Origin of the sequence: Streptomyces fumanus, from assembly GCF_014655295.1 — a bacterium.
Classification (GTDB): domain Bacteria; phylum Actinomycetota; class Actinomycetes; order Streptomycetales; family Streptomycetaceae; genus Streptomyces; species Streptomyces fumanus.
Map to the genome: position 1 here is coordinate 85,345 of NZ_BNBI01000022.1, position 14,063 is coordinate 99,407.

Here is a 14,063-nt window from a genome sequence, read left to right on the forward strand (position 1 = left end):
CGTGACGGGCCCGGCGGGTCAGACGCGGACGCCCCACATGAAGGGCCCGCCGATGGTGCTCATCGACTCGTAGCGCACGACGGTGCCGGTGCGCGGGGCGTGCAGGACCTGGCCGTTGCCCGCGTACAGACCCACGTGGTGCAGGTCGTTGAAGAAGAAGACCAGGTCGCCGACCTGGAGGTCGCTCTGGCTGGTGATGCGGGTGCCGATCTGGGACTGGGCCTCGGAGGTCCGGGGTATGGAGACGCCGGCCTGGGCGTAGGCCCAGGAGGTCAGGCCGGAGCAGTCGAACGAGGACGGGCCGGTGGCGCCGTACACGTACGGGCTGCCGATCTTGCTCTGGGCGGCGGCGAAGGCGGCGCCGGCCCGGCCGGAGCCGGCCTTGACGGGGCCGTTGCTGTCGGCGGCGGAGAGCACCTGGCGCTCGGCGCTGCGGGTGGAGCGCTGCTCCTCGTCCTGCAGGGCGGCCCGCTCGGCGGCGGTGAGGCTGTTGAGCAGCTTCTGCGCGGCGGCCAGCTTGCCCTGGACCTCCTGCTTCTTCCGGCCGAGTTCCGTGCGGGTGGCGGAGAGGTCCTTGAGCTTGTCGGCGGCCTCGGCGCGCTGCTGGGCGAGGTCGCGCTGCTTGTCCTGGACCTTCTTCAGCGCGTCGACCTGCTGGGCGCTCAACTGGTCGAGGGTGGACGCCTTGTCGAGGTAGTCGTCCGGGTCCGCGGAGAGGAACAACTGCACGGAGGGGTCGATGCCGCCGGAGCGGTACTGCTGGCTGGCCATCGAGCCGAGGCCGTCGCGCAGCTCGTTCAGCTCCTCCTGACCCCGGGCGACGTTGTCCTGGATGGTGGAGATCTCCTTCTGGAGCTTCTCCTGCTTCTCCTTGGCCCCGTTGTACTTCTCGGTGGCCTGCTCCGCCTCTTCGTAGAGCTTGTCGACCTTCGCCTTGACCTCGTCCTTGGTCGGCTTCTCGCTCGGCGCGGCGTTGGCGGCCTGCGAGCTGAGCACGACGGCGGCTGCGGCGGCGGTGGTGAGCACGGTGACGCGCGCCCTGCTGGGCTGCTTGGGTCGACGGTGGGACGCCACGGAGGCGAACTCCTTCGTGTGAGTGATCACCCGTTCGCGGGTTCGAAGGCAGACCCTAGTGACCCACTCGTGATCAGTTCAAATCCTCCGCCGAAAAATCCCGGTTACGCACCGCAATTCTTCGCTCAACTCACGTGCGGTGATACCGGGTTGACACTACGTTGCGTGACGGATCGGTCAATTCCGGCATTGAGCCGGTACGTTGCGCTTGGGGCGCAGGTGCCGCAGGTGTCAGGAAAGCCGCTTGAGGAGCATCGCCGAGGCCACCGGCCGCGCCCCCGCCCGGGCCACCCCGTCGGCCACCTCCCGGTCGGTGGAGGCGACGATGACCGGCCGGCCCGGCGGCTCGGCGCGCACCAACTGGCGGATCAGCTCGTCCGCGGTGACCCCCGGCTTGGAGAACAGCACCCGCACCCCGCGCGGCGGCGCCAGCAGCACCGGCGCGACCAGCTCGGCCCCGTCGAAGACACAGGTCACCTCGGCGCCGGTCTGCGCGGCGAGCTGCGAGAGCTGCCCGAGCAGCCGCAGCCGCTGCTTCTCCAGCGGCATCTGCGGATAGCCGGTCTTGGTGACGTTGTAGCCGTCGACCACCAGATGGGCCTGGGGCAGCGCCAGCAACTGGTCCAGGACGGCCGGGTCGTGCTCGGACAGCGCCCGGGCGGCGATGTCCTTGGGCGTCATCCGGCCCGGCTCCACGGCGTCCACGGTCTCGGCGGGGCGCACCGAGACGGGCGGCAGCGCCAGCTCGCGGCGGAGCCCCTGGGTGGCGTCCAGCAGCGTGTCCAGCAGCAGCCGGACCCGCATGTCCTCGACGCTGCGGCCCTCCCGGGCGGCGCGGCGGGTGGCCTCCAGGGCGGCCTCCGCCTCGCCGAGCCGGGCCTTGAGCCGCCGGGTCTCGCTCTCCGCGGCGGACAGGTGCGCCTGCCCGTCGGCGCGCGCCGCCTCCAGCTCGGCCCGGGCCTTGCGCAGCGCCGCCTCGCCGCGCCGGACGTCGCTGAGCGCCGAGCGCAGCTTGCGGTGCAGCGACTCGGCCTCCTTGCGGGCCGCCTCCAGCTCGGCGCGGAGCCGCTCGGTCTCGGCGCGGCCCTGCTCCCGGGCGCGGTCCAGCTCGGCGCGGAGCCGCTCCAGCTCGGCGCGGGTCTCCTCGTCGGCGCGCTCGGCGTCGGCGCGCTGCGCCTCCTCGCCCGCGGCGGCCACCAGCTTCACCCAGCCGGCCGGCCGCAGTACGTAGGCCGCGGCCGCCACGTCGAGCGGGTCCGCGGCCGGGGGCGGGGCGCCGGAGTCGAGGGCGCCGGCCAGTTCCGGCTGGGCCTCTCTGAGCCGCTCGCCGATGCGCTGGCGGAACAGCGGGTCGGTCTCCAGGGCGGCGGCCATCGCGTTGCCCGCGAACTTGGCCCGCCGGCTCGGCGTGAACCGGGCGAACTGCCGCAACTGGGCGGGCAGTTCGGCCGGGGTCAGCGCGCCGAAGCCGTCCGAGACGAGCTGCACCACCCTGCGGCGCACCCCGTCGGGCAGGGGACGGTCGAGCACCTCAGCGGTGCCGTCGTCCGGCCCCCCGCCGTGTGTCTGCGCCATCCGTCACCCCAATCGCGTGCGGGGCCCGCTCCGCCTAGGAGCCGGCGCCCGGCCTGTCCACCAGTTCCACCTGGTCCACCGCGTTGCACCAGCGGCACCGCACCGACTCGATGCTCTCACTGACCACCTCGCGCTCCTCGACCTTCGGCTCGCCGGCCAGATCGAGGTGGACGTACTCCACGACCTTCGACGAGCGGGTCACGTCGAAGCGGGTGAGGTTGCCGCAGAGGGTGCAGCGCCACCGTGTGGTGTCCGTGGGCAGGGGAACCGTCACTGTTCGCTCTCTTCCAGTGTCGCCCGGCGCACCGGCCTCCCCGGTACGTGTGGCTCGTAACCCTACGGCCTGGCGCGTGTCCGCCGCCCGCCTGTCCACGGCGGCGAGGCGGTTCCTCCCGTTCCGTCCCGTTGCGCCATGCTCTGTAGCCATGATCCGCAACTGGAGCACGGCCCTCGCGCACCGCGTCAGAACGGCGGGATCCGGCCACACCGCCCGGGGGACGGCGGCGCCGGTGACGTACGGACTGATCGTCCTGTGCTGTCTGCTCTTCCTGGTCAGCCCCGCCGCGGGGGTCAACCCGGCGTACGGCTCCGGTGACGGGCTGCTCGCCGCGCAGCGCGCCTATTTCCGGCACTGGGGGGTGATCCCCACCGACCTGTTCGACGGCTCCCCGAGGGCGCTGCTGACCCCCGCCACGGCCCTCTTCGTGCACGGGAGCTGGGTGCACCTGCTCGGCAACATGCTCTTCCTCTACGTGTTCGGCGCGATGACCGAGGAACGGATGGGCCGGGTGCGGTTCACCGTGTTCTACGTCGGCTGCGGGTACCTGGCGCTGCTGGGCTACGCGGTGGCCAACTCCCGCTCCGAGCAGTCCCTGGTCGGCGCCTCCGGGGCGATCTCGGCGATCCTCGGGGCGTTCCTGTACCTGTTCCCCCGGGCGCGGGTGACCAGTCTCCTGCCGTTCCTGTTCTTCCTGCCGCTGCGGTTCCCGGCCTGGGTCGTGCTGCCGTTCTGGGCGGCCCTGCAGTGGCTGGCGGCCGGGCGGGCGGGCGACGGCCCGGGGGTGGCGTACCTGGCCCACCTGGTCGGCTTCGGCCTGGGGTTCCTCGTCGCCTGGGTGCGTTTCGGGCGGAGGACTAGAGTGAGGAGCACCCCAGCGCCCGTCCCCGAGGGAGAGAACCAGCCGTGATCACCGCGATCGTCCTCATCAAGACCAGCGTGGACCGGATCCCCGAGATCGCGGAACGGATCGCCGCGCTGGACAGCGTCAGCGAGGTCTTCTCCGTCACCGGCACCTACGACCTGATCGCCATGGTGCGGGTGCGGCAGCACGAGGACCTGGCGGAGATCATCCCGGGCCGGATCAGCAAGATCCCGGGCGTGGAGGGCACGGACACGCATGTGGCGTTCCGCACGTACTCGCAGCACGACCTGGAGGCGGCGTTCGCCATCGGCCTGGAGAGCTGAGCGGCCCGCTGCCGGCAGCGGGCCGCCACCCGGCTCAGGCGACCGCGGCGGAGGTGTCGGGCACGCAACGCCCGCCCTCGGTGCGGTAGTTCCACCGGGCGCCGTCCCGGACGAGTTCGCGTACGGCGGTCACGAACCGCTCCACGTGCTCGTCGGGGGTGCCCGCGCCGAAGCTGACCCGGACGGCGTTGAGGGACGTCTCGCCGGGCGCGGCCTCGGGGGCGCCGCACTCGCCCTGGGTCTCCGGGTCGCTGCCCAGCAGGGTGCGCACCAGCGGGTGGGCGCAGAACAGGCCGTCGCGGACCCCGATGCCGTACTCGGCGGAGAGGGCGGCGGCGAAGTGGCTGCTGTTCCAGCCGTCGACGACGAAGGAGAGGACGCCGACGCGCGGGGCGCCGTCCCCGAACAGGGAGAGCACCCGGACCTCGGGCACCCCGGCGAGGCCCTCCCGGACCTTCTCGATCAGGTACCGCTCGCGGGCGACCAGCGTGTCGAACCCGGCCTCGGTGAGGGCCTTGCAGGCTGCGGCGATGGCGTAGGCGCCGATCACGTTGGGCGAGCCGGCCTCGTGCCGGGCGGCGCCCTGGTGCCACTCCACCTCCACTCCGCCGTCCGCGCGCCGGGCGACCCTGCGGCTGGCGCCGCCGCCCGCGAGGTAGGGCTCGGCGGCGCCCAGCCAGTCGGCGCGGCCGGCCAGCACGCCGGAGCCGAAGGGGGCGTACAGCTTGTGCCCGGAGAAGGCGACCCAGTCGACGTCCAGGTCGGTCACGCTGACCGGGTGGTGCGGGGCCAACTGGGCGGCGTCCAGGACGATCCGGGCGCCGTGCGCGTGGGCGGCGGCGGCCAGTTCGCGCACCGGCCACAGCTCGCCGGTGACGTTGGAGGCGCCGGTGACGCAGACCAGGGCGGGGCCGTGCGGGTCGCGGTCGGCCAGCGCGCGCTCCAGGGTGGCGACGGCCTCGCCGTGGCTGCGCGGGGCGTCGAGGTAGGTCACGTCCGCGCCGCGCCAGGGCAGCAGGGCGGCGTGGTGCTCGGTCTCGAAGACGAAGACCCGGCAGTCGGCCGGCAGCGCGGCGGCGAGCAGGTTCAGCGAGTCGGTGGTGGACCGGGTGAAGACCACCTGGTCCCCCGCGCGGCAGCCGAGGAACTCCGCGACAGTCCGGCGGGCGTTCTCGAACAGGTCGGTGGACAACTGCGACAGGTACCCGGCGCCCCGGTGGACGCTGCCGTAGTACGGGGCATAGGCGGCCACGTCGTCCCAGACCCGCTGGAGCGCGGGGGCGCTGGCGGCGTAGTCCAGCGCGGCGTAGGCGACCTCGCCGCCGGTGACCAGCGGGACGGTGACATCCCGGCCGAGGACGGGCAGCGGAGCGGAGACAGCGGTGGGCACGGACATGGCGGACTCCCGTGAGAGGCAGACGCGGAGAAAGATGAAAAGGGGTGTGCGGAGGCGGGGCTCTGCGGCCCTAGCGCATTCGCTTGCTCACGGAAGGCTCCTCGACGACCAGGACCCCTGGCGGGCGAGGGGTCCGCGCTTGCCGTGGACCTTGCTGTCCACGGCCTGGTCTTCACCCGGGGCACCCCGCCACGGACGGAGGGTTGCCGGACAGTCGGCCGGGGCCTGATGACTGTCACTCATGACCTGGTGCAGAAACGTACGGGAGGTGATCGCCGTCCCGCAACCCGTGTCCGGATCGCGGGACGTACGTCACAGGGGGCGGGCCCTCAGGCGTGGCTGGCGGCGACCCAGCGCTCCAGGACCCGGCGGGCGGCGCCCGAGTCGATGGCCTCGGCGGCGCGGTCCATCCCGGCCCGGATCCGGTCCGTGAGCGGTCCGTCGCCGGGCTCCAGGGCGACCAGCGCCGCCGCCGCGTTGAGCAGGACCGCGTCCCGTACCGGGCCGGGCTCGCCGGCCAGCAGCTTCCGGGCCACCTCGGCGTTGTAGGCGGCGTCGGCGCCGCGCAGCGCCGCCACCGGCACGATCTCCAGGCCGACGTCCCGGGGGTCGAAGGTCTCCTCGGTGACCTTGCCCTCGCGCACGGTCCACACCCGGGAGGTGGCGGTGGTGGTCAGCTCGTCGAGGCCGTCGTCGCCGCGGAAGACCAGCGCGGAGTTGCCGCGCTCGGCGAAGACCCCGGCGATGATCGGCGCCATCCGGGCGTCGGCCACGCCGATGGCCTGGGAGCGGACCCGGGCCGGGTTGGTCAGCGGGCCCAGGAAGTTGAAGACCGTCCGGATGCCCAGTTGGCCGCGGGCCGCCGCCACATGGCGCAGCGCCGGGTGGAACTTCACGGCGAAGCAGAAGGTGATCCCGGCCTCCTCGGCGACCTCGGCGACCCGCCGCGGGCTCAGCTCCAGGTTGACGCCGAGCTGCTCCAGTACGTCGGAGGCGCCGGACGCGGAGGAGGCGGCGCGGCTGCCGTGCTTGACGACCTTGGCGCCGGCGCCCGCGACGACGATCGCGGACATGGTGGAGATGTTGACCGTCTTGGCGCCGTCGCCGCCGGTGCCGACGATGTCCACCGTGTCCCCGGGCACCTGGATCACGTTGGCGTGCTCGTACATGGTGCGGACCAGGCCGGTGATCTCCTCGACGGTCTCGCCCTTGGCGCGCAGCGCGACCGCGAACCCGGCGATCTGCGCGTCGGTCGCCTCGCCGCGCATGATCCGGTCCATCGCCCACGCGGCCTCGTCGGCGGAGAGGTCGCGGCCGTCCAGCAGGCCGTTCAGCACGGCGGGCCAGGAACGGCCCGCCGCGGTGTCGCCTCCAGCGGGGGTCACAGCGCTCATCAGCCGCTCCTGGGTCGTGTGTGCGGTCGGGAGAAGTCGCCCCCACCCTATCCAGCCCGGGGGCACGCCGAAGGGCCCCGTCCGAACACCGGACGGGGCCCTTCGTCGTCGTGTGGCGACGCGGGGAGATCAGTGGTGGCCGTGGCCGCTGGTGATCTCCTTGTACTCCTCGACGGTCGGCTTGGGGATCTGGGACCCCTCGCCGTAGTACGCCTTGCTGAGCTTGGCGCGCAGCTTCTGGCTGCCCTTGGCCTTGCGCTCGACGCCGTTGTCGTCGACCGCCGGGCCGATCTCGGCGGGCCGGTACTGCTCGTGCGCGGTGAGGGTGTAGAGCTGCTCCTGGCTGAGCGGCTCGTGCACCTCGATGAACTCACCGTGCGGCAGGCGCTTGATGATGCCGGCCTCGCGGCCGTGCAGCACCTTGTCCTTGTCCCGGCGCTGCAGGCCGAGGCAGATCCGCTTGGTGATCACGAACGCGACGACCGGGCCCACGAAGAAGCCGATGCGGACGAACCAGGTGACCGCGTTGATCGACAGGTGGAAGTGGGTGGCGATGATGTCGTTGCCACCACCGATCAGCATGATCATGTACGCGGTGACCCACGCGACGCCGAGGCCGGTGCGGGTCGGGGCGTTGCGCGGCCGGTCCAGGATGTGGTGCTCGCGCTTGTCGCCGGTGACCCAGGACTCGATGAACGGGTACAGCGCGATCGCCGCGAGGAACAGACCGAAGATCGCCAGCGGGATGAACACGCCCAGGACCAGGGTGTGGCCCCAGAAGTTGATCTCCCAGCCCGGCATGGCGCGGACCAGACCCTCGGCGAAGCCCATGTACCAGTCGGGCTGGGCGCCGGTGGAGACCTGGTCGGGCCGGTAGGGACCGAGCGCCCAGATCGGGTTGACCGTGGCGATGCCGGCCAGGATCGCGATGACACCGAAGACCAGGAAGAAGAAGCCTCCGGCCTTGGCCATGTAGACCGGCAGCAGCGGCATGCCGACGACGTTCTTGTTGGTCTTGCCGGGGCCCGCGAACTGCGTGTGCTTGTGGTAGAAGACCAGGATCAGGTGGGCGACCACCAGGCCGAGCATGATGCCCGGCAGCAGCAGGATGTGGATCGAGTAGAACCGCGCGACCATGTCGTCGCCCGGGAACTCCCCGCCGAACAGGAACATCGAGATGTACGTGCCCACGATCGGCACGGACAGGATCGCGCCCTGGGTGAAGCGGACACCGGTGCCGGAGAGCAGGTCGTCCGGGAGCGAGTAGCCGGTGAAGCCGGTGAACATGCCCAGGACGAACAGCAGGAAGCCGAACAGCCAGTTGATCTCACGCGGCTTGCGGAACGCGCCGGTGAAGAAGACGCGCATCATGTGCACGAACATGCCGGCGAGGAAGACGATCGCCGCCCAGTGGTGGATCTGCCGGATCAGCAGACCGCCCCGGACGTCGAAGCTGATGTCCAGCGTCGACTTGTACGCCTCGCTCATGAGCTGACCCTGCAGCGGGACGTAGCTGCCGTGGTACTCCACCTCGTTCATCGACGGGTGGAAGAACAGCGTCAGGTACACACCCGTGAGGATGATGATGAGGAAGCTGTAGAGGCAGACCTCGCCCAGCATGAAGGACCAGTGGTCCGGGAAGATCTTCCGCATGTTGGCCTTGGCCAGGGAGTAGATCCCCAGCCGGCCGTCGGCCCAGTCGGCGACGCGTTCGCCGGCCGGTGCCTTCCCGCGAGAGCGGGCCGTGGTGCTCTCTTGAGTGCTCATCCGCGCTCCCAGAATGCAGGACCGACGGGCTCTTCGAAGTCGCCGAGCGCTTCGAGGTAGCCCTCGTCGTTCACGCCGATCCGCAACTGCGGCAGGGCGTGACCGGCGGGACCGAAGATGACCCGGGCACCGTCGGACAGGTCGAAGGTGGACTGGTGGCAGGGGCAGAGCACGTGGTGCGTCTGCTGCTCGTACAGCGAGATCGGGCAACCGACGTGGGTGCAGATCTTCGAGTACGCGACGATGCCCTCGTGCGACCACTCCAGCTCGCGCTTGTCCTTGATGTCGTCCGGCTGGATGCGGACGATCATCAGGGCGGCCTTGGCGATCTCGTTCTGGAACGCGTGGTCGTGCTCCTCCAGGCCCTCGGGCTTGGCGAAGGTGAGCGAGCCCACCGCCACGTCGGAGGGGCGCAGCGGCTCGTTGGTGTTCATGTTCACCAGCAGCTTGCCCTTGGACCACAGCGTGTGGCGCAGCTTGTCCTCGGGCAGCGGGCCGAGGTCGCGCAGCAGCACGACGCCGGAGAGGGGCACCAGCGCGACCGCGCCGAGCATGGTGTTCCGGATCAGCTTGCGACGGCCGATCACGGACTCCTTGGCGCCCTGCTTGAAGTCGGCGTGCACCTTGGCGCGGACCTCGGGGGACGCCTCGATCGGGTGGCGCTCGTCGGCGACCTCGACGTCGGACATCAGGGTGCGGGCCCAGTGGACCGCGCCCGCGCCGATGCAGAACAGCGCCACGCCCAGGGTGAGGCCGAGGGCGAAGTTCAGCGCGTTGATGTGCCCGAGCGGGAAGACGAAGACCGACTTGTCGTGGTCGATCGCGACGTAGGACGCGATGAAGCCGATGGTGGCCAGCATCGAGACCGTGAACATCAGGGCGACGCTGCGCTCGGAGCGCTTGGCGGCCCGCTCGTCGACGTCCTGGATGCGGTGCTCGTGGGGCGGCAGCCCCGGGTCGGCGAACGGGTGCTTCTCGTCCGCCAGCTCGCCGTGGGCGGTGGCCTGCGCGGCCGGCAGGTTCTCTTCTGGAATGTCTTGGCTACTCATGACTTCTTGGCCTTTGCGGTCCGAGCGGCGACCCACACGGCGACGGCGATGAGGGTGCCGAGGCCGAAGATCCAGCCGAAGAGGCCCTCGGCGACCGGCCCGATGCCGCCCAGCTCGAGGCCGCCCCGGCTCACGGTGTCCTCCCCGTTGACCGCGTCGAGGTACGCGATGATGTCCTTCTTGTTCTGCTCCGTGAGCGTGCTGTCGGGGAACGAGGGCATGTTCTGCGGACCGGTCTGCATGGCCTCGTAGATGTGCTTGGCCGACACGCCTTCCAGGTTCGGCGCGAACTTGCCGTGGGTGAGGGCACCGCCCTTGCCCGTGAAGTTGTGGCACTGCGCGCAGTTGGTGCGGAACAGCTCACCGCCCTTGGCGATGTCCGCGCCCTCCGGGCCGTACTGCTCCTCGGTGGGGATCGACGGGCCGGCGCCCAGCGAAGCGATGTACGCGGCGAGCTGGTCGATCTCGGCCTGCGAGTAGATGTTCTTCTTCTTGGGCACCTGGGCGCCCGGCTGCTGGGCCGGCATGCGTCCGGTGGCCACCTGGAAGTCCACGGCCGCGGCGCCCACGCCCACCAGGCTGGGACCGTCGGTGGTGCCCTGACCATCGGTGCCGTGACAAGTGGCGCAGCCGACGGAGTAGAGCTGCTTGCCCTCTTCGATGGCGAGGGACTGGGCCGTTTCATCGGCCTGCGCCTTGTCCGCGGGCGCGAACACGGCGTAGAGCCCCCCGGTGCATGCCAGCGCGAGGAGTAGGACGACGAGTGCCGCCAGCGGATGGCGTCGTCGTGCGGAGAGCTTTTTCACGGATTACCCCGGTGTCAGGATCTTCTGCGTCGATGCTTCTGGAAGGGCGCGGGAGCGGTCCGCGCCTACTTGATCATGTAGATCGTGGCGAAGAGGCCGATCCAGACGACATCGACGAAGTGCCAGTAGTAGGACACGACGATGGCGGCGGTCGCCTGCTCGTGGGTGAACCTCCGGGCCGCGTAGGTGCGGCCGAGGACCAGCAGGAAGGCGATGAGACCGCCCGTCACGTGCAGGCCGTGGAAGCCGGTGGTCAGGTAGAACACCGAGCCGTACGGGTCGGACGAGAGCGACAGGCCCTCGTGCTTGACCAGCTCGGTGTACTCGAACACCTGACCGCCGATGAAGATCGCACCCATGACGAAGGTGACGATGAACCACATCCGGAGCTTCTTCACGTCCCCGCGCTCGGCGGCGAACACGCCGAGCTGGCAGGTGAGGGAGGAGAGCACCAGGATGACGGTGTTGGTCCCCGAGAACGGGAAGTTCAGGGCATCTGCCTTCTCACTCCAGAAGTCGGGACCGGTCACCGATCGCAGGGTGAAGTACATCGCGAAGAGGGCCGCGAAGAACATCAGCTCGGAACTCAGCCAGATGATGGTTCCGACGCTGGTGAGGTTCGGCCGATTGACCGACGGGTGCGCGTGCCCGGTATCTACTGTCGTTGCTGTCGCCACGACCGACATTATGTCGGTCGCTTATCCCGCCCTCACTCCCGGGGGTGCCGTTCGGAGTGTCCGCCCGGCCTGTACTGCCCGGATGGCCCAGCGAAGCGGCCGTTCCGGCCGTGTCCGGGCCGCTGTTGACGGGGTGTGGGAGGGAGTAGCATCCGGCGCAACGGGCTCCTACGTATCGGAGGAAGCATGCAGCCGACCGCCACGGTGCTGGTCTACAGCGACGACTCCACCACCCGCGAACAGGTACGGCTCGCCACCGGCCGCAGGCCGGCTCCGGACGCCCCCGTGGTGGAGTTCGTCGAGTGCGCGACGCCGGCCGCCGTCCTCAAGGAGCTGGACAAGGGCGGCATCGACGTCTGCGTCCTGGACGGCGAGGCCGTGCCGATGGGCGGCATGGGGATGTGCCGCCAGATCAAGGACGAGGTGTTCCGGTGCCCGCCGGTGCTGCTGCTGATCGCGCGGCCGCAGGACGCGTGGCTGGCGACCTGGAGCCGGGCGGACGCGGCGGTGGCGCTGCCGGTGGAGCCGGTGGAGTTCGCCGCGGCCCTCGCGGACCTGCTGCGGCAGCGGAAGCTGCAGAGCGCCTGACCGGGCGCCCGCTCAGGCGGCCGTCGGGCGGAGGCGGGAGGCGTCCTCCGCCCGCGGGGCGTCGACGCCGCCGCCCAGGACGGCGCTGCCGGTGCGCCACTTGTCCCAGTCGAGGTTCCAGTCGCCGAAGCCGTTGCCGAAGGTCTCCATGGTGTCGCCGAAGGAGTTGACCACCTCGACCAGGTCGCCCTCGCGGACGGTGTCGAAGAACCACTCGGCGTTCTCGGTGCTCATGCCGGTGCAGCCGTGGCTGACGTTGGCGGAGCCCTGGGAGCCGACCGACCAGGGGGCGGCGTGCACGTACTCGCCGCTCCAGGTCACCCGGGTGGCCCAGTGCACCGGCAGGTCGTACGCCTCGGAGGAGCCCTCGGCGATGCCGACGGTGGTGCTGCGCATCCGCACGAAGGCTTCCTTGCCGAGCACCACCTTGACGCCGTTGCGGGTTTCGAAGCCGGGCTTGCCGGTGGTGACGGGGATCTCCTTGATCTCCTCGCCGTTGCGGTAGACGGTCATCGTGTGCGACGAGGCGTCGGTGACGGCGATGACCCGGTCGCCGGTGGCGATCTTCAGGGGCTTGGCGGTGCCGCCCCACATCCGGTCGCCGATCTTGATGCCGTCCAGGGTGCTGCGGGCCCGGACGGTGGCGTGGGCGGGCCAGTAGTCCCGGGGCCGGTAGTGCAGTTCCTTGTCGTCCACCCAGTGCCAGGCGCCCTCCACGGCGGGCGTGGACTCCACCTTCAGGGCGCGTTCCACCACCGCCCGCTGGGCGGGGTCCCGGACCGGCCGGCTCAGCTCCGCGGTGATCGGCTGGCCGACGCCGTACGTGCCCGCCTTGGGGCCGAAGGCCACGTCCAGGCGCTGCTTGGTGGCGGGCCGGCCGGTGTCGAAGGTGAGGACCTTGCGGCCGGGCGCCCCGTCCGGGCTCTCGGTGCTGACCCGGACCGTGTACGAGGCGTCGGCGGCCAGCGGGGCGGTGCTGTGCCAGCGGGTGCCGTCGGCGGAGAGTTCGCCCGCCAGGTAGCGGCCCGCCCGGTCCACCGCCGTGACGTCCGTGATCCGCCCGTCCGCGCCCCTGGCGACGACCTCCAGGGGTTTGTCCGGGTCGGCCTTCTTCCCGCCGCCCGCGGGCCCGTCGAAGGAGATCTGGCCCGCCGCGTCGTAGGGCCTGGCCGCCAGCGGGTCGTCGTCGCCGCCGCAGCCCGCGCAGGCCGCGCCGAGGACCATCACCAGCAGCGTGCAGTGGACGGCGGCGCGCCCCCGTGCCGGGAAGTGAACTGAGTGGCTCATGGCCTCAACGTAGGAAGGTTCCCGGGCGGCGGCACGGCGGGTCGCCCGGACGGGTGACGCGGCCGGGCACACGAAGGGGCCCGGACGCTCCTGACGGAGTGTCCGGGCCCCTCGCGGTGCCCGACCGTGCTACTGGGTGCGGTTCTCACCGCGGTAGTACTCGAAGACCCAGCCGAACAGACCGAGGAGGATCAGCGGCGCCGAGAAGAACATCAGCCACCAGCCGATGGCGATGCTCATGAAGGCGAACGCGCCGCCGATGCCGAGGAAGAGCGGCTGCCAACTGTGCGGGCTGAAGAACCCGACCTCGCCGGCGTCGTCCGCCACGTCCGCGTTCTTGTTGTCCTGCGCGCCCGCGTCGACCCGCTTGGCCGTGAAGCCGAGGTAGAAGCCGATCATGATCGCGAGCCCGAAGGCCAGGAAGAGGGCCGTGGTACCGGCCGGCTCCTTCGACCACACGCCATAGACGACCGCCATGACGAGGATGAAGAGGCTCAGCCACATGAACATCTTGCCCTGGATCTTCACTTGCCGGCCTCCTTGCCGCCAGCGAGGGCCTTGTCGTCGTGACCGACGTTCTCGAGCTGGTCGAGCGCGGAGATCTCGGGGTGGTGCAGATCGAACGCCGGGGATTCGCTGCGGATCCGCGGCAGGGTGAGGAAGTTGTGCCGCGGGGGCGGGCAGGAGGTCGCCCACTCCAGCGAACGGCCGTAGCCCCAGGGGTCGTCGACGCCGACCGGCTTGCCGTACTTGGCCGTCTTCCAGACGTTGTAGAAGAACGGCAGGATCGACAGGCCGAGCAGGAAGGAGCTGATCGTGGAGACCGTGTTCAGGGCGGTGAAGCCGTCGGCCGCCAGGTAGTCGGCGTACCGGCGCGGCATGCCCTCGGCGCCCAGCCAGTGCTGGACCAGGAAGGTGCCGTGGAAGCCGATGAACAGCGTCCAGAACGTGATCTTGCCGAGCCGCTCGTCGAGCATCTTGCCGG

The 14,063-nt window shown here is 70.9% G+C and carries 15 protein-coding genes and 1 riboswitch; of the genes, 3 read left to right on the top strand and 12 right to left on the bottom strand.

Annotation, left to right across the window (positions count from 1 at the left end):
* Positions 1-18 precede the first annotated feature (18 nt).
* The 3 genes from IE316_RS33725 to IE316_RS33735 form a co-directional block, all read right to left on the bottom strand.
* Entirely contained in the window at positions 19-1,074 is a 1,056-nt protein-coding gene (locus IE316_RS33725; RefSeq protein ID WP_190208375.1) for a C40 family peptidase, read from the bottom strand.
* 231 nt (positions 1,075-1,305) lie between these two features.
* Positions 1,306-2,649, bottom strand: a complete 1,344-nt coding sequence (locus IE316_RS33730; RefSeq protein WP_190208376.1) for an NYN domain-containing protein — start codon at positions 2,647-2,649, stop codon at positions 1,306-1,308.
* Positions 2,650-2,683: 34 nt separating this feature from the next.
* A complete protein-coding gene (locus tag IE316_RS33735; protein WP_190208377.1) occupies positions 2,684-2,923 on the bottom strand; it encodes a hypothetical protein in 240 nt (79 codons plus the stop codon).
* A gap of 151 nt (positions 2,924-3,074) precedes the next feature.
* On the opposite strand from IE316_RS33735, the gene IE316_RS33740 reads away from it, so the two are divergent.
* Positions 3,075-3,836 (top strand): rhomboid family intramembrane serine protease, encoded by a 762-nt coding sequence (locus IE316_RS33740; protein WP_190208378.1) that lies wholly within the window; start codon positions 3,075-3,077, stop codon positions 3,834-3,836.
* Positions 3,833-4,114 (top strand): Lrp/AsnC family transcriptional regulator, encoded by a 282-nt coding sequence (locus tag IE316_RS33745; RefSeq protein WP_190208379.1) that lies wholly within the window; start codon positions 3,833-3,835, stop codon positions 4,112-4,114. The genes IE316_RS33740 and IE316_RS33745 overlap by 4 nt, the downstream gene beginning before the upstream one ends.
* Before the next feature lie 34 nt (positions 4,115-4,148).
* Here IE316_RS33745 and IE316_RS33750 read toward each other — a convergent pair whose 3' ends face one another.
* From IE316_RS33750 to ctaE, 6 genes are all read right to left on the bottom strand, one after another.
* The gene (locus IE316_RS33750) at positions 4,149-5,510 is read right to left on the bottom strand and encodes an aminotransferase class V-fold PLP-dependent enzyme (RefSeq protein ID WP_190208380.1); all 1,362 of its coding nucleotides are present in this window, start codon (positions 5,508-5,510) and stop codon (positions 4,149-4,151) included.
* Positions 5,511-5,640: 130 nt separating this feature from the next.
* Positions 5,641-5,757, bottom strand: a riboswitch (SAM riboswitch).
* 82 nt (positions 5,758-5,839) lie between these two features.
* Complete coding sequence (trpD, locus tag IE316_RS33755; protein ID WP_190208381.1) at positions 5,840-6,904, bottom strand: anthranilate phosphoribosyltransferase; 1,065 nt, start codon at positions 6,902-6,904, stop codon at positions 5,840-5,842.
* A 129-nt stretch (positions 6,905-7,033) separates the two neighbouring features.
* Positions 7,034-8,671, bottom strand: coding sequence for a cytochrome bc1 complex cytochrome b subunit (qcrB, locus tag IE316_RS33760; RefSeq protein ID WP_190208382.1), 1,638 nt, complete (start codon positions 8,669-8,671; stop codon positions 7,034-7,036).
* Positions 8,668-9,720 (bottom strand): cytochrome bc1 complex Rieske iron-sulfur subunit, encoded by a 1,053-nt coding sequence (gene qcrA, locus IE316_RS33765; RefSeq protein ID WP_190208383.1) that lies wholly within the window; start codon positions 9,718-9,720, stop codon positions 8,668-8,670. Before qcrA ends, qcrB begins: the two co-directional genes overlap by 4 nt.
* On the bottom strand, positions 9,717-10,526 hold the full coding sequence (qcrC, locus tag IE316_RS33770) for a cytochrome bc1 complex diheme cytochrome c subunit (protein WP_190208384.1): 810 nt from the start codon (positions 10,524-10,526) through the stop codon (positions 9,717-9,719). The genes qcrA and qcrC overlap by 4 nt, the downstream gene beginning before the upstream one ends.
* 65 nt (positions 10,527-10,591) lie before the next feature.
* Complete coding sequence (gene ctaE, locus IE316_RS33775) at positions 10,592-11,212, bottom strand: aa3-type cytochrome oxidase subunit III (RefSeq protein WP_190208385.1); 621 nt, start codon at positions 11,210-11,212, stop codon at positions 10,592-10,594.
* 177 nt (positions 11,213-11,389) lie between these two features.
* Between ctaE and IE316_RS33780 the strand changes: the two genes are divergently transcribed.
* Positions 11,390-11,791: a response regulator gene (locus IE316_RS33780; RefSeq protein ID WP_190208386.1), complete on the top strand. Its 402-nt coding sequence runs from the start codon at positions 11,390-11,392 to the stop codon at positions 11,789-11,791.
* 12 nt (positions 11,792-11,803) lie between these two features.
* Here the strand turns inward: IE316_RS33780 and IE316_RS33785 are convergent, their stop codons facing one another.
* The 3 genes from IE316_RS33785 to IE316_RS33795 all read right to left on the bottom strand — a co-directional run.
* The gene (locus tag IE316_RS33785; protein WP_190208387.1) at positions 11,804-13,078 is read right to left on the bottom strand and encodes a L,D-transpeptidase; all 1,275 of its coding nucleotides are present in this window, start codon (positions 13,076-13,078) and stop codon (positions 11,804-11,806) included.
* Between the two features lie 129 nt (positions 13,079-13,207).
* A complete protein-coding gene (locus tag IE316_RS33790) occupies positions 13,208-13,606 on the bottom strand; it encodes a cytochrome c oxidase subunit 4 (RefSeq protein WP_190208388.1) in 399 nt (132 codons plus the stop codon).
* Positions 13,603-14,063: cbb3-type cytochrome c oxidase subunit I (locus IE316_RS33795; protein ID WP_190208389.1), on the bottom strand; the 461-nt coding region annotated here is incomplete at its 5' end. The genes IE316_RS33790 and IE316_RS33795, both read right to left, overlap by 4 nt.